The following is a 23,408-nucleotide window of genomic DNA, read 5'->3' on the forward strand; positions in this document are numbered from 1 at the left end:
CGAAATAAGGGCCTATACCTCTTTAATCAATTGTTCCACTGCTGGTATGTCTGCAGGAGCCCAAACTAGTGATTGTAAGTTTTCTCTTTTTAGCCAAACAAATTTGGAATGTTCGCTTAAAGATGGTTCACCATCAATAAGTTTAGCTTGAAGAGCGATTAGGTTAATAATAAAAGTATCATACTCATGAACGTTTTCATTAAAAATTTCAGTGGCTTTAATAGTACATGCAAATTCTTCCGTGATTTCACGTTCTAATGCGCTATGTAGGTCTTCACCGTCCTCTACTTTTCCACCAGGAAATTCCCACATATTTGGGATCGACATTTCCGGGGAGCGTAGGGCGCATAGTATTTCTTTGTTTTTGTTTTCAATGATCGCTGCGACGACTTTTACTGTTTTCTTCATGGAAACCACCTTTCTCGACATTATCATACCATAGAGGTTAAAGGTTTAATAAGTGTTTAATGCCAAGTTTATATTGTAAAATGATGCAAGATATGTAAAATGAATTATAAATCTATTATTTAGGGGGCTGTGAAAATGAGTCATAAGCTAAAAATTGGTGAGCTAAAAGAACAGTATATGACAGATGAAGATATATGGCGCATTTTTACCATTGTGCTATCCCCTAAGTCCGTGAAGTCTTCCACTTATAAATATGCGCTAATCAAGTCACTGATTGAGAATTTGTATCAGATCAATGACCATTATGAACTAATGTATGATCAGTTAGCACATGGGTTTACCAAAGTGTATTGGAATCTGGTTATTCATCATGGTTTGGAAAAACAGAATCGTGGTCCTAAAAATGCTCGAGTTGTAACGCTATTAAAAGAATTTCAGTTGAGCAATAATATCCCAGCAGGTTTTAGCTTTGACAAGATTAACGACTTTCTGCAGTTGAAAATAATTTCCCAAGTTAAAGGGGTAATGAAAGAAAATGTCTATGGTGCGTTGTATGGTGATACCAAAGGAGAATTTTATGCCTTTGACCATAAACGTGAATATTTCCGGTTCCAACCTAGTGTTCATAAATTTATGATGAAGTATCAACGGCTTTTAATACACCTGACAAATTATCATATGGCAAAAATGGTTGAAGATTTGAATGAAGTACCAGGTATTAATTACTTACTTGGTAAGATGGAACGTATTGCAAAGCGCAGTACATTAAAGCCATATGAAAAAATATTACTTAATCACTTTGAAAGAAGATGTTTCTATTGTGGCAAGGCTCTTTCAGATAAGAAAAAGACTACACATGTAGACCATTTCATTCCATGGTCATTTGTACAGTCTGATCAAATCTGGAATTTGGTTCTTTCCTGTAATACATGCAATGGTTCCAAAAATGATAAACTTCCCGAGAGAAAATATTTGGATAATATTATTGAACGTAATAATGATTTAAATGAACAAGTCGGGACTGAATTAATGAAGAATTATAAGCATAACAAAATAATTTTGTTATATGATTACTCAATTAAAAATGGCTTTGACATAATATGGAGTCCTAAATAATTTTATTAGTCAGTCCTCCACCTCTAGTAGAAAAATTTTATCGTCAAATCCTCCTCGTTCGGTTTTCTTTTTTTCCCTTATTTGCTCAACTTCTTTGATGGAACCATTGTGGATGGAAGAAAGTGCATGGATTAGTTCTAGAATATCCGCGAGTTCTTCAAGTGCTTCCTTATTACCATCTGATTCTTGATACTCAGCGACTTCTTCATTTAATTTTTTTTTAAGCTCCGTTATATAACTTTCATTGTCTAATACTTCAGTTTTTAAGTTTTTACCAGTTTTTTGAATGATTTTTGGAATACGATCACGTACCAATTTATTATATATAGGCATTTGGTTACCTCCAATATTTAACAGTTTTTCAAATATAGTTGGGATTTGCACTACAGGAATTATTTTTATGAAGTTTGATATATAATTTCGTTTAAGATTTTATGTAGACAGTTATATATAATAAATTTTACCATTTTTAAACCATTTATTATACAATGTTGCGCATGAGAGAAATTATTTCTAATGTTTTTGGAGCCTTTGAGAAGTATTTTTTTTTGGGTTTACTGAGTTGAATCAATTTCATAATTGCTCTTATTAAAAATACAAAGACCTGCAAAATTTATAAGAATCACGTTTAAAAATTACTAGGCGGCTTGTTGTTGTTTTAACTTTGCATTAATCCTATCGGCTGCCAATTTTGAGGCATTGTAGAAGTGTTGCGATTCAAAATGAACCTTGGCGCGCTAACAGGTGCGATAACGGAAGTTGTTCAGTTGAAAAGAATTAAATATGTATTCAGCTGTTTGAAATGGTATTCCAAGATGTCTTCAAGCTTTTTATAAGCTGGAAGTATGATACTTTAATCGTCGGGATTCATTTAATAATTCTTACAAAAGCAGTAGTAGTCAAAGCTGCATAGTTTCGTTCTTCCGACAAACTGCATTGCGTTGCCTATTGATAGTGTGATAAATCGTATCGGTGTCGATGGCAGAAATAATGGTTTCATATTTTGGGTAGGTGCCATCTCCTATAATTCATGGATGCTAATTAAATTAGCTTGTCGTATAATATTTACAATGAGTATCCCCAGTATGTTTGCTAATACACCAGATTTAGGGAGGTACCTCTTTTTGCATTCTAAATACATCGGGGAAGAATTATGAAATTCGTTCGTTTTTTTGTATGTTGCTTTACTAGCTGACGATATATTTCGAATGAGGGATTATCTATGAACCATTATCTAAAACCACATATAGCTGCTAAGCTATTGAAACTAAATAAATTATTAACTCAGTCACTAAAACTTGAAGAGGTTTTACAAAATGTAGTTGCATCTGCAAGTGAATTGGTTAAAGTTGCTGATACAATTATTATTTATCTATTTGATGAAACAGAAGAGAAACTTAAGTTCGCAGAAGGTGAAGGAGTTGACAGTAAAGTCCTTCAGCAGATAGCATTTTCCCCTGGCGAATCAATTGCAGGAAAAATTTTCCAGGAAAGAGAAGCGAAATTATTTGTTTCAGAAGAGGAAATTGATTCTTTTATGAACAACATGTCCCAAGAGAATTACCCTCATTATTTTCAGGGAATATATAGGCGTAAGATTAAAAGTGCCTTTTGTGTGCCAATTGTGAATAAGGATCGTTGCCTTGGAGTGCTGGTGGTTGATAATTTTAAGCAGGATGGTATTTTTACGGAATCTGATATGCAGGTGATTCAGGTTTTAGCTGAACAAAGTGCAATTGCTATTGATAATTCGAATGTTTATCAGAGTTTGAAAAAGACGAATAATTTGCTTAAGCAGGCAGCGGAGATGCATCACAGATATTATCAATTGATTATTGAAGGTGGAGGTATTGATAGGATAGTATCAATGCTGAAAAGGTTTATCAATTCAGATGTGATATTTGATTCCACTGATATTTATGAGGAGGATGATAATAAAATCTTTCCAATTGTCCGGGGTAAAGAGGTATTGGGGATTTTACAACTTGCCAAGCCGTTTTCAGATTTTACTGCAATTGAACAAGCTGCGATTGAGCAAGCAAGTCTTGTTATTGCTATTGAGCTTATGAAGGACCATGCACTGATGGTAAAAGAACTTCAGTTTAGGGAAGAGGTTTTTAATCAGCTCATGGAAGGGATACCTAATCATGATTTGGGTCGGATTCTTCAATATTTTGAATGGGATGAATACTCCGATGTTCAATGTATGGTTATGGAAGGAAGTAATAATCCCTTGTGGAAACAGGATAGACTAAAGGATAAAGAACGATTAGTTCGTTCGATAGAGGAAGCTCTTACAGCGGTCTGCGGTAAAAGTCTAGTCATAACCCGTGCTTTTCAGATAATAACAGTTTTTCCGGCGAACAATGATAAAATTACTGGAAATGCGATTACTAATATTAAAGCAAATTCTGGAACAAAACAGCTTCTTTTTGGTGTGGGCCGGAGAACCTCCATTTCTAAAATAGCCACATCCCACGGTGAAGCCGTTCGTTCCCTTAGTTATGCAAAAGTCAGTCCTGATAAAAATATTGTGGAATATGCGAAACTTGGAATGGAGCGGCTGCTTCATGAAATCGATAGTTCGATAGTTATAATGTATATTCAGGACAAACTGGGAGATTTACTTAGCGCAGAAAAGGATTTGTTGGAAACACTTCAAACATTTATTAAATGCAATAAGAATCATAAGGATACAGCAGCCAATCTGCATATTCATGTTAATACACTTTACTACCGACTAAGACGTATTGAGAAGCTTTTGGATATAGATATGAATAACCAAAAAGAATGGCTGGATTTAGTTGTGGCACTTCAATTATATGTGGCAAGCAACAATTATTAGTTTTTAAATTTGTTGCTTGCCACATTTATTATTATTTACCAAAGTTTTATAATAATTTAAAGCGCTTACAAGGAGGGTTTTAGAAATGGAAACATATCAAAACTATATAAATGGAAACTGGGTCGTATCAGCAACAGGGGAAACGTACACAAGTATAAATCCAGCCAATTCAGAAGAAATTCTTGGTTATTTTCAATCTTCGAATAAGGAGGATGTTGAGTTAGCCATTCGGGCTGGTGAGAAGGCATTTCCGGAATGGTCTTTAGTGGCAGCCCCAAAGCGAGGGGAAGTTCTGTTCAACTTGATTCAACTATTAGAGGATAGTAAGAAAGAATTGGCAACGCTTATTACAAACGAAGTTGGCAAAACCTATCATGATGCAGAGGGTGAGGTACGTAAGACTATTGAAGCAATGAAACAGTTCAGTGGAGAGGCTTCACGTTTATCTGGTGAAACAATACCTTCGAATGATAGCGATATTTTTGGATATACAGTGCGGGAGCCATTAGGGGTTGTTGGCGTGATTGCACCATATAATTTTCCGCTTGGAATCGGAATATGGAAGATAGCGCCGGCAATTGTGGCAGGAAACACAGTTATATTCAAACCTGCAAGCAATACATCCTTAATTAGTGTGAAAATTGTTGAGTTATTTGAGAAAGCTGGTGTTCCAGCTGGAGTAATCAACATGGTGACTGGATCAGGAAGTATAATAGGTAAAGCAATCGGAAGCCATCCGAAAATAAAGGCAGTATCCTTCACCGGATCGACCGAGGTTGGCATGGCTTTGGGTAAATCGGTTACGAACAGAGGCGGACGAATGCAAGCAGAAATGGGCGGGAAAAATCCATCAATTATTCTTGAAGATGCTGATATTGATGAAACCATTGAAAACATCGTAATAAGTGGATTTTTGGATAATGGACAGAGGTGTACTGGAACAAGCAGGTTAATTTTGCCAAAGTCGATTGCTAAAGAGGTAACCGAGAAACTGGTTGAACGGGCTGAATCACTGGTAATCAGTAATGGATTTACGAATGGTGTAGATAATGGTCCTATCATAGACGAGGACCAAATGAGACGCTATTTGCATTACGTTGATGTTTCTGTTGACGAAGGAGCAACTTTGGAATGCGGTGGCAAGCGATTAACTGATAATGGCAGGGACAAGGGTTATTTTGTTGCTCCGACAGTGATTAGTAACGTTACAACCAATCATTCAATTTTTCATGAAGAAATTTTTGCACCGGTAATTGCGATTACCGAAGTGGAAGACTATGAAGAAGCGCTGGAAGTTGCCAATGACAGTGAGTTTGGTCTGTCTTCAACGATTTATACGAAAGATTTGAAAAAGGCGATGCACTTTGTTCGTAATATCCGATCCGGTGTTACGCATGTAAATGTACCTTCCAACTACTTTGAAAACCAGTACCCGTTCGGAGGTAAAAAAGCATCAAGCATCGGTCCGCGGGAACAAGGATCCACTGCACTCGATTTTTGGACGGATTATAAGACAGTCTACATGAAAGCATAGGAGGAAGAAATATACAATGAACAAAATAGGAGTAATCGGGTGCGGTTTAATGGGAAGCGGAATCGTTAAAAATCTGTTAAAAAACAATTATGAAGTTTATATTTATGATGTTAACACGAAGGCAGTGGACAGGCTGGTAAATGAGGGGGCGATTGCTTCACATGTGCCAGAGGAATTTGCAGCAAAAATTGATTGTTTGATATTCTCACTGCCCACCCCTGAATTAGTAAATCAAAATGTTACAGATTTGATCCGATTTTTAAAAAAGGGAACGCTCATTTTGGATATGAGTACAAATGATGCGGAATTAACCCGCAAATTGTTTGAACAATGCCAGGATAAAGGAATTGAATTTTTTGATTGCCCACTAAGCGGCGGTCCTGATGGGGCTGAAAATGGAACGTTAACTATAATGATAGGCGGAACAGAATCTGCATTACCATCTGTTATGCCGATATTGCAGGCGGTTGGCGAGCAAATTGAGTACATTGGCGAAAGTGGAGCCGGCCAGACGGTCAAATTATGTCATAATATGGTGGTTGGCGGAGTTATCGCGTTGCTCAGTGAAGTATTTGTCGCTGGTGAAAAAGCCGGTGTGGAAAAAGAAAAGCTTGCTTCGATTTTACAGAAGGGGTCTGCCCAGACTCGTGCAATGGATGTGTTTGGTGTAAATATAGTAGAAGATAATTTTCTAAATGTGAAATTTTCACTTGCCAATATGACAAAAGATATTCTTTTATACGATAATCTAATTGCGAATAATAAAGTACCTGCTCTTGCAAGTCAATCCGCTAATCAACTCTATAAACTTGCCAGTTATCAGGGGAAAGGGCAATTGGATTCCGCGGCGGTTTATGAGGTGCTGCATGAGTTGGAATCTAGTGTCCGGAAGTAGTAAAAGAAAATAATATTGTGGAAATTTGTAATTATTGCTTTATATATCTGAATTTTCATATTAAAATGGAGAAATAAAAAGAAAGAGGGGCGATAGTATGGAGAGGCTTTACAGTAAATTAGATAATATTTATGAAGATATTGTGGAGATACGGCGATATCTTCATCAAAACCCGGAACTTTCATTTGAAGAAGAAAAAACAGCAGCATACATCATAGATTTCCATAAAAAGTTGGGGCATGAAGTTAAAGGTAATATAGGAGGAAATGGAGTGCTGGCATTCCTTGAAGGAGACAAGCCTGGACCAACTGTTGCTTTAAGGGCTGATTTTGATGCACTTCCTATAAAAGAGGAAACGGACGTACCGTATAAATCGGTAAATAACGGCGTCATGCATGCATGTGGACATGACGGGCATACCGCAACCTTATTGGGCTTGGCACAAGTGCTGAATCAAATGAAGACGGAAATAGCAGGAACAATTGTTTTTTTGCACCAGCATGCGGAGGAATTACCACCGGGTGGAGCGATTTCTATGATTGAGGACGGCTGTCTGGATGGGGTTGATGCAATATTCGGTACCCATTTGCAGGCTCAAATGCCACTTGGAGAAATTGGTTATCGAACAGGACCGCTTCAGGCTGCACCGGATCGATTTGATATTAAGATTAAGGGTGAAGGCGGACATGGGGCAATGCCGCATGATACGAAGGACAGCATAGTGATAGGCGGTCAACTAATTAATAATCTTCAGCAGATTGTCAGCCGTAAGGTAGATCCACTGGATAGCGCGGTTGTATCTATTTGTAATTTTGAAGCTAAAGGACCTTACAATGTAATTGCTGATTCAGCACAGCTAACAGGGACGGTTCGTACATTTAAGGAAGAGACCAGAAACTATATCGAGCACGAAATAGAAAATGTTGTAAAAGGTACATGTCAGGTGTCACATGCCAGCTATGAGTATACGTATACAAGAGGCTACCCTACCTTAATTAATCACAAGGAAGAAACAGAATTTGTTAAAGAGATTGCCGAAAATGTCCCAGGCGTGGTTGCCGTGAAAGAGACACCACCGATTATGGGCGGTGAGGATTATGCTTATTATTTGCAACATGTGAAAGGTACATTCTTTTTCACCGGTGCAAAAAACCCTGAATGGGAAAAGGCATATCCCCACCATCATCCAAAGTTTGATCTCGATGAAAAGGCACTGCTGATTGCTGCTAAAGCCCTCGGAAAAACTGCGCTTGAATATTTGAAAGATCAAGCAAAAGAATAAAGATTTTATTGAATTAATGGAGCTCCTTTACCGGGCTCCTGTTTAATAAGAAGGGGGAAACTGTCATGTCTGAACAAATAATTAATAAGTGGAAGGACTGGCGTCTGCATGCATTGGTATTCGGAATTGTAGTGCTAACGGAGTTTATTGGTACACATGAGATTCCTATCGGTACAGGGGTAATTCTTTTACTTCCAATGTTATACGCAGTAGTAATTGGCATTGGATTATATTTTACACCAATTGTAAAGAAGAAGCAGTCAATTAATGCAGAACCGCTCGTTTTTATTTCGGTAGCATTGCTGGTAGCAAAATTCGGTGTACAGGCAGGACCTGCATTGCCAAAGTTAATTGAAGCAGGACCAGCACTGGTACTGCAGGAACTCGGAAACCTTGGCACTATATTTCTTGCTCTTCCATTCGCTGTTTTACTTGGTATTAAACGTGAAAGCATAGGGATGACCCATTCTATTGGAAGAGAACCGAATCTGGCGTTAATTACAGACAAGTATGGTCTGTCCTCACCGGAAGGCCGGGGAGTTATGGCAATTTATATATTCGGTACTTTATTTGGAGCAATATTTATGGGATTGATTTCGGGGCTGCTGGCTACTATAACACCAATACATCCCTATTCATTTGCCATGGCAACCGGAATAGGAAGTGGAAGTATGACAGCTGCTTCGCTGGGACCGCTTGTTGCAGCATTTCCAGAGATGGCAGATACCTTGACGGCATTTTCCGGAGCAAGTAACCTTTTAACGTCTGTAACTGGTTTATATGCAAGTATATTTATAGGTCTGCCGATGACTGAAAAGCTTTATAAAGTGTTAACGAGGAGAAAGGCCAATAAGCAGAACAAGAATTCAAAGGTGGTGTAGAAAGAATGTTGAAAAATATACAGGAATGGGTTTTTCTTTTTATAATAATAGGATTTATGGTTATCATTGGAAACTGGATTGGCTATGAGGTTATGCCGCTTGCTGCACTTCCAGGAGTGGCCGCGTTAGCCGCAATAAGTTTGGCTGGCCTAATCATTCATAAACTAGTTAACTATCAAAAGATTCCTAGTATCGCATATATTGGTATACTGGCATTTATTCTTACAATCCCAGGAGTACCAGGATCTGACCATATAGTTGCCTGGACATCTGAAGTAAACTTGCTGGCTATTGCCACACCGATTCTTGCGTATGCGGGTATATCCATTGGACGTTCATGGACAGATTTTGCTAAACTTGGCTGGAAAACAATTATTGTTGGTATGTTAGTATTGCTAGGAACATATATGGGTTCTGCAATTGTTGCAGAAATCATCTTACGCATGCAGGGTATTATATAAGTAACCCAACTGTGGCAATGGACCAATTAAAAGCTATCTTACAGTAAGATTCATTGGCGCAGTTAAAACTATACTAAAACTATGTAGTCGGTATGGATAATATCAATCCCGCTGCATAGTTTTTGTTTTAGTGAGGTGAATTTAATAGAGAACTATTAAGCTTATTTTGTTTATTTTATATTCAAAAAAACTTGACTAACCAACGTGTTGCTAAATCGCTAAAATAAATCTGAATAAATCGTTATTAGTATGTTTAGCTGAAGTAGGAGTGTTTTAGCTAAGCGAAAAAGACCGGAAGTTGACGGCTATGTCTGACCAGAAGTAGACTGATAGAGTGACCGAGGAAAAAACCTGAAGAAAGGAAAAGGACGTCCCCATTAACGTGAAACTGCGGGAACAATTTCACTGGAGACGCCCACCAAAAAAACAATATATGGTTAGTATATCAGATTATACGTTGGTTGAGAAGAAGAATGAACCTGGCGTTTTTTGTTAGGAGTGCGGAAATCAATCACTGTCCTTGTCGTGAAGGTCCTTTAATAGTGGCAGGCAGCCGGCGAAGGGTATGGTATAGACATTCCGGAAACAAAGCGAAACTTATTATACGTCGCCTCTTTTGTGAACGCTGTCATAAAATTCATCATGAACTACCAGATCTTCTAGTCCCCTACAAACGTTATGGGACAGAAAGCATCGAACAGGTTCTGGATGATCATTTGATAGATGTGGCGGCTGATGAATCGACATTGGGCCGCTGGCGTGAATGGTTTCGGAATTGGGGGCCTTATGCTGTGGGTTGTTTCAATTCTATTATCAGGCGCTTTCAATTGGATCTACCCGTGGGGAGCACGTCCGATCCCCCACGGACCGTGCTCCAAAGAATCGGACGCAATGGAGAATCATTCGTTGGATGGCTGGCGAAAGTTGTCCGTCCCATTGTAAATGTTCATTTATGGGTACAGACCCGTTCTGCATTCCTGTCCAAACAGCCTTAAGATAGACTCATGTTAAATAGCTTAAAAAGGAGGCTTTTTGGCATGAGAGATCAAAAGAAAGCACAGGAAATTGCTGCTGAACGGGTACAATTATTGTCCCCATTATTGGCGGATGGGTTGGATGCTGCCAAAGCTAGACAAATAAGACGACAAATTTGTGAGGTAAGTGGATTGTCTGAACGAACCATTCGAAGATATTTGGCTCACTATCGACAAGCAGGGTTCGAAGGGTTAAAACCAAAAGGAAAAGGCACACAAACCAAGGAGGCCATTCCCCATCATTTATTGGAACAGGCCATCTTACTGCGTCGAGAAGTCCCGACACGCAGTATTGCCCAGATTATTCAAATTTTGGAATGGGAAAAACTTGCTGAACCTGGTCAATTGAAGCGAAGTACATTACAGGAAAAGCTCGCTGAAAAAGGATATAGTGCTCGGCATATGCGGATGTACAATGATCCCGGTGTAGCTGCGCGGCGTTTCCAACGGAAAGCGCGTAATCAATTATGGCATTCTGACATTAAGTATGGGCCGTATCTTCCCATTGGCCCAGGTGGCGAGAAAAAACAAGTTTATTTGGTGGCGTTCTTGGATGACGCTACGCGTTTTGTATTGCACGCCGGGTTTTATCCCACGATGGATCAACGTATTGTGGAACAGGGTTTCCGTGAATCTATCCAGTTATACGGTGTTCCTGAATCTGTTTATTTTGATAACGGGAAACAATATCGCACGAAATGGATGAAGCGAACCTGTTCGAAGTTAGGCATCCGGTTATTATATGCTAAGCCTTACTCACCGGAGTCGACCGGTAAGGTGGAAAGGTTCAACCGAGTAGTCGGTCATTTTTTAGATGAGGTTGGACTGGAGAAACCTACAACGCTGGATCAATTAAATGAGCGCCTTCGTGTATGGTTGAGTGAATGCTACCAGCATAAACCACACAGTGCTTTAGGTAAAGATCAAAGTCCAGAGGCAACTTTTCGTAGCGATGACAATATCTTACGGTTTGTTGGTACAGAAGAATTGGCACAAGCATTCTTACACTGTGAAGCACGTAAAGTGGATAAATCAGGGTGTATTAGTTTTATGGGAAAAAAATACGAAGTTGGATTATCGTTTATCGGCTGTAAGGTCGATGTGGTTTACGATCCTTCGGATATTACGGAAGTAACAATTGAATACGAAGGACACGCACCTTGGACAGCCCGTGAATTGGTGATTGGCGAACGCGCTGGGAAACGACCAACGATGCCGGACCATCTTGGAAAACAGTTTGCGGAGCACTCTAGACTGTTAGACGCAGCTTCGGAACAATATGCTTCCCGTACGGACGTTCAGAAGACAGCGGTCTCCTATCGCAGGGTTAAGAAAGAGGGTGCGTCACATGTTTAATCAGTTTTATGGCTTTACGCGTACCCCTTTTACGCGGGATATTCTGACATCCGCATTATACTATCCGGATATGCTGGACGAAACAATCGGGAGATTGGAATATGCAGCCCAATCCCAATTATTTGTGGTTGTGACAGGTGATGCTGGGACCGGGAAAACGACGACACTGAGAAGATTTACGAGTGAACTGGATTCCGGTCATTTTAAGGTTTTATATCTAGCCGATTCAAAATTAACACCGCGACATTTTTATAAGGGATTGTTGGAACAGTTGGGATGCGAGTCCAAGTTTTACCGTGGTGACGCTAAACGTCAGTTGCACAATCAAATTGAAATGATGCGTGGTATTCATGGATTATTACCAGTGGTTATTGTAGATGAAGCACATCTTTTGGATCGGGAAATGTTGGAGGAAGTTCGCTTCCTGCTTAATTTTAAAATGGATGCTGAAAGTCCGATGGCGTTGATCCTTGTTGGACAGAGTGAACTTTGGGATCGGCTTAGGCTCCAATCATTTGCGGCTATTCGGCAGCGAATTGACCTGCAATGTAAGCTTCCGCACTATGATCGTGCTCAGGTGGGTGAATATATACGGAAACATTTAATGGAAGTTAGCGCTCAAAGTGACATTTTCACAGATGCCGCCATACGTGAAATTTTCCAGTTTTCGAATGGGACGCCAAGACTGGTCAACAAAATTTGTACGCATTGTCTCATTTACGGTGCCCAAAATAAACAAAAGCTTATCGATGACCATATGGTAAAGCTGGTCATAGAAGGTGAACTATCATGACAGAAGGGATAATGACGTATGAATATGATCGAGACGCCTGGGTGGTTGAAATAAATGGTTATCAATATACACTCCTCTGCGGGGAGTCATTTGAACTCATTGTTGGACAACGTAACATCCCTTCAAGGCTAGAATTGGGAGAAGACTGGTATATTATAATGGAGGAGAATGTTCCATTCGATCTTCGAATATGTAACGTATACCATATTTACATCTAAGTTTGTAAAACCACGGGAAAAAGGAAAACATCATCCTTCTTCCCTTTATTTTTACAACCATGGGTCACTAATTCCATCAAAAATTGGACAGTGTACGCAATCAATAGAAAGGCATTATATACTAGCAGTAACAATAACTATACAATTCTATATTAAGAAGGTTAACGATTATAGTTTTTGTTGTACAAAAGGATCAATTTTTATGAATTGGATTTTACAAAGGATCAATTCAATAAGTTGAAAATCATACCCTTTTATGTGCTTGACTTAGGAATTTGGTTGGAGTTAAACGATAGATATACTTATGTTTCGTGATCCCTGTAGGGTAAAAAGGTTATATTATTTGACAGATGTTCCTTTTGAACCTCTATCATAATAGTAGATACCACTTCGATTAAAAATTTGTGGTTGATTTTCGTCTAGACTGAATAGTTAGTTTTTTTCTATAAAATTATTTTGACAAATGTTATATTCCAAAATAGGCCTGGCTAAATAATAACTACTTCTCATACTAATAAAAGTGGAATCATAATTTTTAATTTATTACTATGAAAGCTGGTGATATTATGTCTGATAGAATATCTAAAGAAGCTCGTAGCAGAAATATGTCGGCAGTCAAATCAGTATCTAAATTAGAGGATAAAATAAGTAAAGACCTTTGGAGGAAAAATCTAAGATATAGGAGAAATGAAAAGTCATTATATGGAAGGCCGGATTTTTCCATAAAGAAATATAAGATTGTAGTATTTATTGACTCTTGTTTTTGGCACAATTGCCCTATCCATGGAAAAATACCAAAAAATAATTCTGGTTTTTGGGAGAAAAAGTTAAATCGTAACGTGGATAGAGATAAGGAAGTTACAGATTATTATCTATCCAATGGATGGAATATACTCAGAATTTGGGAGCATGAATTAAAGGAAGATTATGAACAGGCAATAAATAAAATTTTGGCATTTGTGGTGAACGTCAAAGGCTAAAATGAAAACTTTGTGAATCCCCGTTTTCATAATAACCCAATATATACGAGAAATATCTGAAAAATACATTAGATTAAATTTATGTTAAAATATAGTAAATGTAGTTGAATTCTGTCATAAAAAAAAGGGGGGGTAGACTTGATTAAATTTGATAGTATGACATGGCCAATTGAGTTATTACAAAAATCTGAAATACAATATAATGGTGAAAAAGTATATTTGTTGGATTCTGACAAAGAATTATTGGAGTTATTTACCGGTAGCAATGCAAAAAAAAGTAAAATTATTAATGTGAATCCCTATGGTTTTTTAAGGATTTTATTATTAGCTATATTTTTTCAGTTGAATGGTATCAGAGAGGAGATTGTAAAACAAAATGAAGAAAACATTCAACATCTCAGTGTTGGGCAAAAAGTAAAATTGGATGGAAGTATAGGGCTAGTTAAAGAACTTAATCAGGATCATAGGGTTAAAGTTAAATTTTCGGATATGACATACACTTTGCCGAAAGCACTTATTTGGAGAATAAGTGTATATAACGGGAATGCAAAAATAACTAAGTATAAATATCGACCAATCAGCAGCATTAAAAAAGTGCGAAAAATATTTTCGGATATATTTAATTTTGATTCAATAGAAATCCCCGCAATAAATACTTATAAGACATTAATAGTTTGTAATAAAAATGAAATGAATAGTATTGAAGATATTTATATAAAGGGAACGCCATTAATAGATTTAATACCTACAGCCTATTACTCAAATGTTGATAACTTTAAACGAATAGGAAGGGACCCTTTACAAAGAGATCCACTTTTTTGTTTTACGTCAAATATTGAGACCGCCTATGAAATAATTAAAGCGGATAAAGATATAAAAAATCTAATAATTTTTGGTAAAAAGAAAATACTTGGAAATAGTGTATATATTGATGAAATAAATAATCATAGTTTTGATAATATTTCTGTAATAATGGATCTTAAGGAAATGGATTTTGAGATAGTTTCTCTTATAAAGACATTGGGTTATGAAATCGTTCCAGAGTTTATCCCAAACACGCCCAATGACTCAATGCTTTTTAACAGTGCGGTTCCTAATATTAATCTTTTATCTGAGAGAAATATAATCGCAAAAAGATTGAGTTGTTTTGAAAGAAAGTTTATACAGATTGAATCAGATGTGGATAAAATGTTACATTCATTGAAAAAAAAAGTGCTTACTTTGAAAAAAGATTTTGTAGAAAACATTTATATTATGGATATGGTAAGAAAAACATTAGGTTTGTTAAGTTTTTTAAGAACAATGCCAATACCGATGAAAGAATTAGGAGATATCAATCCCGAATTTCCATACTATCGTATTGTAAATGACCTGGAGTCGGAAAAATTGAATGTACTTGCTACAACTTCTGAGGAAACATTTAATACGGTGAATAGTATTATTAAGGATATAAAAAGTTTACTTTTATTTCATAATTTTCAACACCCAAAGGAAGAAACGCTTAGAAAAATAATTTCTAAGTTAGGGTCTAACGATTGCATTGCAGTTAAGAAAAAAAATAATGATTATTTATGTACCTGGATCCACCGTGAATATCCAGACCTTAACATACCTATAAAAACCATAAAACAAATACAAAAGGAAGAGAAATTCTACCATAATATCTATATATTAGGATGGTACGACAGTGATGTGTTTCATTTGGAATCGAAAACAAAAGGACAGTGTGAACATTATGTTTTTTATAAAGATGAACGGACTTCCTTTAATTATTACTTTCAACAATTTAATAAAATGATAAGTCCTTTCGTAATAAGAAACGATACGGATAATAAAGTGGAGCCAATTGATCAAGGCTCGGAATTAAACGACAGGGAATATGAAGATTTAAATTTTATAGAAGAGAATATGGAAACTTCATTAATAAAATCATATAAAACGAAAGGGACTCCTGGTGATGAAGAATCCACACTGGTTTTTTTTGAAGAAGATCAATTTGCCTTTTTAACGAATGGATATAACTGTCGGGTTCTTGACAGGGAAAAAGAGACTATTACATTGAAAAGTGTTTCTGAACTTCGAGAAAATGATGAATTAGTTTTTGTTGATACTGATAAAGATGTTTTTAACGAGGTAGTAAATAAGATGAGGGAATCATCTGAAAAGATAAATAACCTTTATGTATTAAGTGAATTATGGACAAATACTCTTAAAAAATATCAAGAAAAGTACGGCTATACTGAGATAAGTATTGCTAATCAGTTGAAGGAATATGGTATTTCGAGGCACCCTGCAACTATCTTAAACTGGCTGAAAGATTCTTCGGTTATAGGGACTGGGGATGCAATTGAAGCAATTTCTAGATTAACAAATGATAAGACACTTGTAAATAAACTAACTGATGTAAAAAAAGCTTGTAGTCAAATCCGGGCATTACACATAAAGCTAGGGAGATATCTAGCAAATTCTATAATTAGTTCGTATAATACAAATGGTAATTATACTGATAAAATATTAAAAGAGTCGGTGGAAGATTTAACCAAAAACATTAATATAGTACAGGTTCAAAAGAAAAGTTCACATAAAGCTTATGTTCCTGTTTTAAAAACAAATAAATTATTGGGGTAGGAGGGTTAGAATTGGCGAAAATGATTCCACCTTATTTCCATAATGAAAATAAGAGTAATGCTGAAAGAAAAGTATTTAAAATTATTGAAAATGACTTAGGAAATAACTGGACATGTTTTCATTCTTTAGGGTTGGCGCAGCATAATAAAAAGGTAGAAGGGGAAATTGATTTTGTTCTTGTTGGTGAAAGCGGTATTTTTTGTTTGGAAGTAAAAGGTGGAAGGGTAAAAAGGGAAAATGGGGTATGGAAGTTTATTAATAGATATGGTATTGAAAGTACTAAATATGAAAGTCCTTTTAGTCAAGCTTCTACCGCGATGTATTCTTTAATGAGCACATTACAGTTAAGGGACAAGGATTTCAGAAAAGTTCTATTTGGTTACGGTGTAGTGTTTCCGGATATAGAGTTTAAAATAGAATCACCAGAGTGGAATGGACAGATTATTTATGATCGAAGGGACGGCAAAACTGAATTTTCTAGTTACTTGATGAAATTGGTTAAATACTGGGTAGAAAAAAATAAATATAAGAAGAATCTAACACCAAAACAAATATCTAAAGTTATAAAATATTTAAGAGGTGATTTTGAACTAATACAGCCTTTAACAAATAAATTAAATGAGATGGAGCAAAAGCAAATCAGACTTACTGAAAATCAATATAAGGCGTTAGATAGATTAAGAAATAATGATAGGATTTTCTTTCAGGGAACAGCTGGAACGGGTAAAACACTGCTTGCTATTGAGAAGGCAAGAAGGGAAACACTAGAAAACAGTAAAGTTTTATACCTTTGTTTTAATAAATTGTTAGGTGAGAAAGTTAAGCAAAAATTTAATGACGAAAATTTGGATGTAGAAGTAAGTTCAGTTCATAAATTTTTCTATTCAACAATAATGAAAAGTAGTTTGAAAAATGAGTTTCTGTCTGAAATTAGAAAGTTTGATCAAAATGAAACAATTGTCTATAAAAAAGTCTATACTGAATTTTTTATAAATGCGATCGTTGAAAGTAAACAAAAATTCGATTATCTCATAGTTGATGAAGGGCAGGATATACTAAACATTGAATGGATGAATGCCCTGGATCAAATAATAATAGGAGGACTTGAAGACGGAAAATGGGCTATTTTTTATGATTCGAATAATCAAGGTGAGATGTATAAAAATTATGATCAAATGGTAGTAGATTACTTAAAAGGATATGGAGCAGTTGAATACATGTTGGATTTAAATTGTAGAAATACTAAACCAATATGCATTCAAACTTCACTTATTTCCGGATTTCGTGTAGAGGATACTCTCATTAACGAAGGCGAAAAAGTAACATATAATTTTTATTCCGATAAATCGGAACAAATTAAAAAAGTTTCTTCAACTATAAACACTTTAATTTCAAAGGGGATTAACCCTAATGATATCACTATTCTTTTACCTAATAATAGGAATATAAGCTATGTAAACAAATTAAATATTACATGTTCACTAGAAAAATTAACAACTAAAAATATAAATGAACCAGAAAAAAATACAATTTATTATACGACTGTTCAATCTTTCAAGGGACTTGAGAATCAGATTGTAATATATTTTGGAATAGACTCCATAGATGGAAAATGGATTAATACGGTTAACTACGTTGCAATGACAAGAGCAAAAAAGGTTCTTTTTATATTCTTGGATCATTCTTTGGTTACAAAAATAAATAAAAAATCTAAAGATTATCTAATAAGGGAGGCATTACAATAATGACAAATATATACTCGCAATTTCGAAATGAATATCTGGAGTGTGTTATTAAAGAAATGGTTGGTCCAGGCTCCGAGGGGGTAATGCAGGATATCGAACATGAAATAATCAGTGAGAGGCCAAGTCAAAGATATTCAATGGGAATATTATATCCGCAAGAAATTCTGATGACAGGTACTGAAGAAGAGGAGAAGTCGGAGGATGAGGAAATTGTTGATGAAAAATATATTTCATCAGCAAATGCTGATACCAATCGTTCTACTGAAATAGATGATGAAACTTTTGATGACTCACCTGTGAATACCTCGACTCAATATTTTCCGTCTTCATTGGGCCTGAGCTTTTATGTTTCTGGTTATAATCCTTCGATTAATGTGAAAATTAATGCTGCTAAGTATTCGAAAGTTATAAAGACCGACTGCGAAGTATACTTTAATGAAATTCTTCCTGATGAGATTGTTAATTCCACAGTTTTTAACAGACATTTAAAACAAGAAAATAATAAATTGATAATAATTAAAGAATTTAATAAAAAAGAAAGAGATTCCTTAATCAATCTATTGGAAAATACCCCCTTCAAGAATGCCATCTATAAGTTATATAACTTGCAAATTTCGGGGTGGCGTAGAAAGCCTTTAAATGAAAATAAAGTAAATAACATTATACCGCATGGTACCACCAAACAACATGAGGAATCAATAGATGATGGGCTAAAATTGATTTGTATACGAAGGCCAAACTTTGAATCAAAGAGCACTTTGTTCACAATTTCTTTAGTAAACACAAATCACGGGGAGGAAAGCCAAAATAAAGACGGTAATTCGTATTTTCAAGTAGGGTTAAAGGTAAGCACAACAGACAATAGTGAAGAGATTATTGAATATGATACGTATAATCATAGAACAAATGATTTTGAAGAGCAATCAAATGCTTTATTGTATAGAAATAAGAAATCCTACGCTGTTGGCCATGGTTGCTCACCGCATTGGAATGTTTCAAATAATAAGGTTATAAGTATAAGTACAAAAATAGTTCCATACGAAGAAGTTCCTCCAATGAGATTTGATATCGAGGAATTAGGCGGAAATTCCGAAGAGATATTGTCTATGAGGTGCTTGTCGGATTTATCTTCGTTAAGCGATGAAGAAATAATAAATAATCTTGCTAAATTTACAAATACATATAAAGGATGGATTAATGATTTAAGTGAAAAACTTGATACTTTATCTCCCCCTATGAAGAAAATAGCCACTAGACACATAGAGGAATGTCAAGATGTTTCAAATCGTATGATGAATGGAATCAACCTTCTTAAAAATGACAAGGTAATATTAAAAACGTTTAAGTTAGCTAATAGGGCTATGTTAATGCAACGTGCTCATACAATAATTCAAGAGAAAAAAAAGTGGCCAGATGAAGATATTAATGTTTTTGATTACAAATTAATGAAAGTATCAGCTGCAAGCTGGAGACCTTTTCAATTAGCTTTTTTTCTTTTGAATATCAGCGGTTTATCTTCAGTAGATTGTCAGGACAGAGATATAGTTGATTTAATATGGTTTCCAACAGGTGGAGGTAAAACAGAAGCCTATTTGGGTGTATCTGCTTTTATAATTTTTTATAGGAGACTTAGATACTCTGAGGTAAGTAATGGAACTGCCATATTAATGAGATATACTTTAAGACTTTTAACTGCACAACAATTTCAAAGGGCAAGTACCTTAATTTGTGCGTGTGAAGAAATTAGAAAAGAAATACCTGAGTTGGGTAGTGAACAAATATCAATAGGATTATGGATCGGTTCCTCCTCCACACCAAACAGTTTTACAGACGCCAAGAGGGCATGTGATAACTTGGTTAATAACCAAGAAACAAATAATCCTTTCCAAGTATTAAGCTGTCCATGGTGTGGAACACGGCTTTATAAAGAAAGGCTGAAGGGACAATGGGGTTATAAGCCTACATCCAAGCCCAATAGATTTATTATACATTGTACTCATAATGAATGTCCTTTTAACAAAGAATTACCGATAAAAGTTGTAGATGAAGATATATATAAGAGCCCTCCTACCTTGTTATTTGGGACTGTAGATAAGTTTGCCATGATGCCTTGGAACGGAAATGTGTCAAACATTTTTGCTTTAAATCAAGGAAACAACAATCGTCCACCAGAATTAATAATTCAGGATGAACTACATTTAATTTCTGGTCCTTTAGGTACTATGGTTGGTTTATATGAATCTGCTATAGATGCACTATGTTCAATTAGGAACGTTAAACCAAAAATTATTGCCTCCACAGCAACAATAAGACGAGCTGGAGAGCAAGTGAAAGCACTTTATAATAGAGAAGTCTCACAATTCCCTCCACCGGGAATAGATGCGGAAGATTCGTTTTTTTCCAGAGAGGACAAGAGTAAGCCTGGAAGGCTTTATGTTGGTTTGATGTCTATGGGAAAAACACAAACTACAACACAAGTAAGGTTATTCTCTGGATTACTTCATTATGTGAATGAATTGGACTATAAAGATGATGTGAAGGATAAATATTGGACTCTGGTGAGTTACTTTAATTCAATTAGAGAGCTAGGAAAATCATTAACCCTCACCCAAGTGGATATCAAAGAGCAAGTATCAAGAATAGCGAGGAGAAGACTGAAAAAATTAAGAAAGTATGGAGAAGCGGCAGAGCTAACAAGTAGAAGGAAATCGGGAGAAATAACAGAAGTATTGGAAAACTTAAGTGTTGAATATCCTGACAAGAATGTAATACCAATGCTCTTAGCTACCAATATGATTTCTGTGGGGGTGGATATTGATAGGTTTGGCTTGATGACTGTTATGAGTCAGCCGAAAACAACCTCTGAGTATATTCAGGCTACGAGTAGGGTTGGACGGAAATATCCAGGGATTATTTTTACACTTTATGATGGCGCCAGACCAAGAGATAGATCCCATTATGAAACTTTTTCTTCATATCATCAAGCATTTTATAAATATGTGGAACCTACTAGTATAACCCCTTTTTCGCCACCAGCCCGAAAGAGGGCATTACATGCTGTATTAATCTCATTAGTTAGACATTTGACTTTATTAAACAAAGATAATGAGGCGTCTAGATTCAGAAAAGATTTGACGGGGATAGAGCAAATCAAGGATGTTATACTGGAAAGAATAGAAAATATCATGCCAGAGGAGTATGAAGATGCGGTTGAAGAAGTACAAATGGTTATTGAAAACTGGCATAATGTTGCTTCCATAGATGAAAATCTAACGTATAGAAATTCTAAATTAAGAAGGTTGCTATATCCATACCATGAGCAATTTCCGGGGAAAGATGTTTTTCCGACACTTCAGTCAATGAGAAACGTAAGTGAAGAATGTGTTGTAAGAGTAAAAGATTAGGAGGGGTTGTATGTCAAGTAATCAACAAAAAAAACAATACGATCCAGAATTAAGGTATGATGTTTTCAGGAGTAATCAATTTATTGGGCCATTTGGTGTTGGCAGTATTGTTGATTTTCCTAATGAATCTGTAATGCCAGCCGGTATCGATAAATGGGATACTACCGGTATTCCATATTTATATGATACAAGATTGCAAAAAAGATTAAAAAAGTTTAACATAACACATTTTAAAAAAGTTCCTTCTAAAAATGAGTACAGAAAAGGAATTCCTTTTTATCGTTTTCCTAAATGGTTATATTGTAAAAATTCAAGGTGCGGACGATTGAAACACATAGATGAGTGGAGGGAAAATTATAGGAAAACCAAGGGAAAGGATTCGAAGTTTCCGACTTGCAACATTTGTAATTTAAAATTGGTACCTAGTCGCTTTGTTGTAGTTTGTGAAAAAGGTCATACGGATGATTTCCCATGGAAAAAATGGGTGCATAAAGGTAAAGGCTGCGAAAATGTTGATTTAAGACTTTGGGTAGGTGGAAGTAGCTCAGGGCTGGGGGGGATAGTTGCAGAATGTAAAGGATGCGGTGAAAAACGTAGTTTAAGCGGGGCATTTAACGATAACGCTCATGATGAAAAAAGTTGTACAGGGTTTAAACCATGGCTTGGTGAAAATGATCAAAAAGACTGTGATTGTATTCCAAAAACACTACAAAGAACTGCATCAAATGTATATTTTCCAAAAATAGTATCGTCTATATTAATTCCGCCGTATTCAGATCAATTAATTGATGATATTCAACATACAAATGCTTGGAATATTTTTCAAACCCAAAATAATTTATTTCCTGATCCAAGTCCATTATTTAAGTCCATTGCAGAACAACTGGGAAAAAGTTTAAGTGATGTTAAGCGGGCAATAGAAAATATCAATAACTCTTCTACTGATTCGGTAGATGAGGTCGAGTATCGTTACCAGGAATATATGGCGTTATTAGGAAACTTTGATAAAGAAGAAATAAGCTCGGATAATTTCGGGATAAGTAAACAGGAACCTAAAAATTATAAAATACCTGGTATCGAAAATATGGTGCTTGTTAATAGCCTAAGGGAATTACGGGCACTAATAGCATTCAGTAGAGTGAACCCCTTGGGCCGCGATGAATATGGTGTTGGGGATGAAAATGGAAACGATGGTAAAGGTATTCCTGTTAAAAACTATACAACTGATTGGCTTCCTGCTATTGAAGTTAGGGGAGAAGGCATTTTTATGTCGTTTAATGAAAAGGTTTTAGGTGATTGGCAGAAAAATCCTGATGTTCAAAAAAGGGCAGAAATCATTAATAAGAGGTATAAAAATTATGTAGACAAGAGAGGGTTAGAATACAGACATATTTCTGCAAAGTTCATTCTTCTTCATACGTTAGCCCACTTGCTTATTAGGGAATTAAGTTTTGAATGCGGATATGCAACATCATCATTAAGAGAAAGGCTGTATTGTAATGAAAGAGATAACCAGCCTCAAATGTCAGGGATATTGATTTATACTGCAAGTGGAGATTCTGAAGGCACTCTAGGGGGACTAGTAAGGCAAGGGAAATCGGAGTTTTTTAACAAAATATTTGCAAACGCTGTAAGTAGAGCATCATGGTGTTCATCTGATCCTTTATGTATCGAAAGCGAAGGCCAAGGAATGGGGGCTTTAAACCTATCCGCCTGCCATGCCTGTTCCTTATTGCCGGAAACAAGTTGTGAAGAATTTAACAGGTTATTAGACCGCGCTTTAGTTGTTGGAACACAAGATAAAGACATTGGCTTTTTTAATAATTAA

Annotated in this window: 18 protein-coding genes and 1 pseudogene; 16 read left to right on the forward strand and 3 right to left on the reverse strand. The window is 36.1% G+C overall.

What is annotated here, in order from left to right; all coding sequences use genetic code 11:
* Nucleotides 1–12 precede the first annotated feature (12 nt).
* On the reverse strand, nt 13–408 hold the full coding sequence (locus B1K71_RS06675; RefSeq protein WP_077325324.1) for a (deoxy)nucleoside triphosphate pyrophosphohydrolase: 396 nt from the start codon (nt 406–408) through the stop codon (nt 13–15).
* A 135-nt stretch (nt 409–543) separates the two neighbouring features.
* Here B1K71_RS06675 and B1K71_RS06680 point away from each other — a divergent pair, with 135 nt between their 5' ends.
* A complete protein-coding gene (locus B1K71_RS06680; RefSeq protein WP_077325326.1) occupies nt 544–1,524 on the forward strand; it encodes an HNH endonuclease in 981 nt (326 codons plus the stop codon).
* Nucleotides 1,525–1,533: 9 nt separating this feature from the next.
* Here B1K71_RS06680 and B1K71_RS06685 read toward each other — a convergent pair whose 3' ends face one another.
* Together B1K71_RS06685 and B1K71_RS20385 are read right to left on the reverse strand one after the other, a co-directional pair.
* Nucleotides 1,534–1,857 (reverse strand): nucleoside triphosphate pyrophosphohydrolase, encoded by a 324-nt coding sequence (locus B1K71_RS06685; protein ID WP_077325328.1) that lies wholly within the window; start codon nt 1,855–1,857, stop codon nt 1,534–1,536.
* A 305-nt stretch (nt 1,858–2,162) separates the two neighbouring features.
* Nucleotides 2,163–2,312: pseudogene (locus B1K71_RS20385) on the reverse strand (IS5/IS1182 family transposase); the annotation flags it as partial.
* 434 nt (nt 2,313–2,746) lie between these two features.
* Between B1K71_RS20385 and B1K71_RS06690 the strand changes: the two are divergent.
* From B1K71_RS06690 to drmB, 15 genes are all read left to right on the forward strand, one after another.
* Nucleotides 2,747–4,369, forward strand: coding sequence for a helix-turn-helix domain-containing protein (locus B1K71_RS06690; RefSeq protein WP_077325330.1), 1,623 nt, complete (start codon nt 2,747–2,749; stop codon nt 4,367–4,369).
* Nucleotides 4,370–4,454: 85 nt separating this feature from the next.
* Nucleotides 4,455–5,903 carry an aldehyde dehydrogenase family protein gene (locus B1K71_RS06695; protein WP_077325332.1) on the forward strand — a complete coding sequence of 483 codons (1,449 nt, stop codon included), beginning with the start codon at nt 4,455–4,457 and terminating at the stop codon, nt 5,901–5,903.
* Between the two features lie 16 nt (nt 5,904–5,919).
* Entirely contained in the window at nt 5,920–6,798 is an 879-nt protein-coding gene (locus tag B1K71_RS06700; RefSeq protein WP_077325334.1) for an NAD(P)-dependent oxidoreductase, read from the forward strand.
* 97 nt (nt 6,799–6,895) lie between these two features.
* The gene (locus tag B1K71_RS06705; protein ID WP_077325336.1) at nt 6,896–8,080 is read left to right on the forward strand and encodes a M20 family metallopeptidase; all 1,185 of its coding nucleotides are present in this window, start codon (nt 6,896–6,898) and stop codon (nt 8,078–8,080) included.
* Nucleotides 8,081–8,145: 65 nt separating this feature from the next.
* Nucleotides 8,146–8,961 carry a DUF3100 domain-containing protein gene (locus B1K71_RS06710; protein ID WP_077325338.1) on the forward strand — a complete coding sequence of 272 codons (816 nt, stop codon included), beginning with the start codon at nt 8,146–8,148 and terminating at the stop codon, nt 8,959–8,961.
* 5 nt (nt 8,962–8,966) lie between these two features.
* A complete protein-coding gene (locus B1K71_RS06715) occupies nt 8,967–9,422 on the forward strand; it encodes a hypothetical protein (RefSeq protein WP_077325340.1) in 456 nt (151 codons plus the stop codon).
* Between the two features lie 473 nt (nt 9,423–9,895).
* The gene (locus tag B1K71_RS06720; RefSeq protein WP_281250323.1) at nt 9,896–10,417 is read left to right on the forward strand and encodes a DUF6431 domain-containing protein; all 522 of its coding nucleotides are present in this window, start codon (nt 9,896–9,898) and stop codon (nt 10,415–10,417) included.
* A gap of 42 nt (nt 10,418–10,459) precedes the next feature.
* Nucleotides 10,460–11,812 (forward strand): DDE-type integrase/transposase/recombinase, encoded by a 1,353-nt coding sequence (locus tag B1K71_RS06725; RefSeq protein WP_077325342.1) that lies wholly within the window; start codon nt 10,460–10,462, stop codon nt 11,810–11,812.
* Nucleotides 11,805–12,605 carry an ExeA family protein gene (locus tag B1K71_RS06730; RefSeq protein ID WP_077324789.1) on the forward strand — a complete coding sequence of 267 codons (801 nt, stop codon included), beginning with the start codon at nt 11,805–11,807 and terminating at the stop codon, nt 12,603–12,605. The genes B1K71_RS06725 and B1K71_RS06730 overlap by 8 nt, the downstream gene beginning before the upstream one ends.
* On the forward strand, nt 12,602–12,823 hold the full coding sequence (locus tag B1K71_RS06735) for a DUF5348 domain-containing protein (protein ID WP_077324790.1): 222 nt from the start codon (nt 12,602–12,604) through the stop codon (nt 12,821–12,823). The genes B1K71_RS06730 and B1K71_RS06735 overlap by 4 nt, the downstream gene beginning before the upstream one ends.
* Before the next feature lie 566 nt (nt 12,824–13,389).
* On the forward strand, nt 13,390–13,803 hold the full coding sequence (locus B1K71_RS06740) for a very short patch repair endonuclease (RefSeq protein ID WP_077330083.1): 414 nt from the start codon (nt 13,390–13,392) through the stop codon (nt 13,801–13,803).
* Nucleotides 13,804–13,941: 138 nt separating this feature from the next.
* Nucleotides 13,942–16,431 carry a DrmE family protein gene (locus B1K71_RS06745; RefSeq protein ID WP_077325344.1) on the forward strand — a complete coding sequence of 830 codons (2,490 nt, stop codon included), beginning with the start codon at nt 13,942–13,944 and terminating at the stop codon, nt 16,429–16,431.
* Between the two features lie 20 nt (nt 16,432–16,451).
* Complete coding sequence (locus B1K71_RS06750; RefSeq protein WP_245799371.1) at nt 16,452–18,176, forward strand: nuclease-related domain-containing DEAD/DEAH box helicase; 1,725 nt, start codon at nt 16,452–16,454, stop codon at nt 18,174–18,176.
* Nucleotides 18,176–21,580 carry a helicase-related protein gene (locus B1K71_RS06755; RefSeq protein WP_077325348.1) on the forward strand — a complete coding sequence of 1,135 codons (3,405 nt, stop codon included), beginning with the start codon at nt 18,176–18,178 and terminating at the stop codon, nt 21,578–21,580. Before B1K71_RS06750 ends, B1K71_RS06755 begins: the two co-directional genes overlap by 1 nt.
* 10 nt (nt 21,581–21,590) lie before the next feature.
* A complete protein-coding gene (gene drmB / locus B1K71_RS06760) occupies nt 21,591–23,408 on the forward strand; it encodes a DUF1998 domain-containing protein (protein WP_077325349.1) in 1,818 nt (605 codons plus the stop codon).

It is taken from the genome of Virgibacillus siamensis, from assembly GCF_900162695.1.
GTDB classification, from domain to species: domain Bacteria; phylum Bacillota; class Bacilli; order Bacillales; family Amphibacillaceae; genus Lentibacillus; species Lentibacillus siamensis_A.

What these genes read in the sequence shown, in the direction of transcription:
- B1K71_RS06720 (WP_281250323.1), top strand. Translation starts at nt 9,896, where the DNA reads ATGAACCTGGCGTTTTTTGTTAGGAGTGCGGAAATCAATCACTGTCCT.
- B1K71_RS06715 (WP_077325340.1), top strand. Translation starts at nt 8,967, where the DNA reads ATGTTGAAAAATATACAGGAATGGGTTTTTCTTTTTATAATAATAGGA.
- B1K71_RS06675 (WP_077325324.1), bottom strand. Translation starts at nt 408, where the DNA reads ATGAAGAAAACAGTAAAAGTCGTCGCAGCGATCATTGAAAACAAAAAC.
- B1K71_RS06695 (WP_077325332.1), top strand. Translation starts at nt 4,455, where the DNA reads ATGGAAACATATCAAAACTATATAAATGGAAACTGGGTCGTATCAGCA.
- drmB (WP_077325349.1), top strand. Translation starts at nt 21,591, where the DNA reads ATGTCAAGTAATCAACAAAAAAAACAATACGATCCAGAATTAAGGTAT.
- B1K71_RS06710 (WP_077325338.1), top strand. Translation starts at nt 8,146, where the DNA reads ATGTCTGAACAAATAATTAATAAGTGGAAGGACTGGCGTCTGCATGCA.
- B1K71_RS06750 (WP_245799371.1), top strand. Translation starts at nt 16,452, where the DNA reads ATGATTCCACCTTATTTCCATAATGAAAATAAGAGTAATGCTGAAAGA.
- B1K71_RS06705 (WP_077325336.1), top strand. Translation starts at nt 6,896, where the DNA reads ATGGAGAGGCTTTACAGTAAATTAGATAATATTTATGAAGATATTGTG.
- B1K71_RS06740 (WP_077330083.1), top strand. Translation starts at nt 13,390, where the DNA reads ATGTCTGATAGAATATCTAAAGAAGCTCGTAGCAGAAATATGTCGGCA.
- B1K71_RS06725 (WP_077325342.1), top strand. Translation starts at nt 10,460, where the DNA reads ATGAGAGATCAAAAGAAAGCACAGGAAATTGCTGCTGAACGGGTACAA.
- B1K71_RS06680 (WP_077325326.1), top strand. Translation starts at nt 544, where the DNA reads ATGAGTCATAAGCTAAAAATTGGTGAGCTAAAAGAACAGTATATGACA.
- B1K71_RS06730 (WP_077324789.1), top strand. Translation starts at nt 11,805, where the DNA reads ATGTTTAATCAGTTTTATGGCTTTACGCGTACCCCTTTTACGCGGGAT.
- B1K71_RS06690 (WP_077325330.1), top strand. Translation starts at nt 2,747, where the DNA reads ATGAACCATTATCTAAAACCACATATAGCTGCTAAGCTATTGAAACTA.
- B1K71_RS06735 (WP_077324790.1), top strand. Translation starts at nt 12,602, where the DNA reads ATGACAGAAGGGATAATGACGTATGAATATGATCGAGACGCCTGGGTG.
- B1K71_RS06685 (WP_077325328.1), bottom strand. Translation starts at nt 1,857, where the DNA reads ATGCCTATATATAATAAATTGGTACGTGATCGTATTCCAAAAATCATT.
- B1K71_RS06755 (WP_077325348.1), top strand. Translation starts at nt 18,176, where the DNA reads ATGACAAATATATACTCGCAATTTCGAAATGAATATCTGGAGTGTGTT.
- B1K71_RS06700 (WP_077325334.1), top strand. Translation starts at nt 5,920, where the DNA reads ATGAACAAAATAGGAGTAATCGGGTGCGGTTTAATGGGAAGCGGAATC.